Origin of the sequence: Mycobacterium sp. IS-1496 (assembly GCF_001499995.1) — a bacterium.
Lineage (GTDB): Bacteria > Actinomycetota > Actinomycetes > Mycobacteriales > Mycobacteriaceae > Mycobacterium.
Genome location: NZ_LQIU01000073.1, coordinates 1 through 599, shown reverse-complemented (window position 1 = coordinate 599; position 599 = coordinate 1). Strand labels below are relative to the sequence as shown.

General features: G+C 65.4%; 1 protein-coding gene. It reads right to left on the bottom strand.

Translation table 11 applies throughout. The features are described from left to right. The coding region (locus tag AU195_RS23470) for an IS30 family transposase (RefSeq protein WP_157531233.1) at positions 1 to 599 on the bottom strand (599 nt) is incomplete at both ends.

Here is a 599-nt window from a genome sequence, read left to right as displayed (position 1 = left end):
CGAGAGATCAGTGCCTTTGGCAAAGTACTGACGCAGCAGTCCATTGGTGTTTTCGTTGGTGCCGCGTTGCCACGGGGAATGGGGATCGCAGAAGTAGATGTCCAGGTCGGCGGCTTCAGCGATGGCCGCGTGGTTGGCCATCTCCTTGCCTTGGTCCCAAGTCAGGGTCTGGCGCAGAATCGCCGGCAACTGGGCCATCTTGGCCACGATCGCCTCCTGCACGGCTTCGGCGGTGTGGTTGTCGGGCAGGTGCAGCAGCAGGACGAACCGCGACGCGCGTTCGACCACGGTGCCGATCGCCGACCCCGAGGCGGTACTGCCCACGATGAGGTCGCCCTCCCAGTGTCCGGGAATTGCACGGTCGGCGACCTCGGCGGGCCGCTCGCTGATATTCACCATGTCGCGGATGCGCCCGCGACGCTCGTCCGGGCGTCGCTGCGGCTTGCGCAACGCGCGCCCGGTGCGCAGGCAGGTGTGCAACTCGCGACGCAGATTTCCCCTGCCCTGCAGATAGATTGACCGATAGATGGTCTCCGGGGACACGCGCATCTCCGCATCGTCGGGGAAGTCGATGAGCAACCGCGCTGCGATCTGCTCAG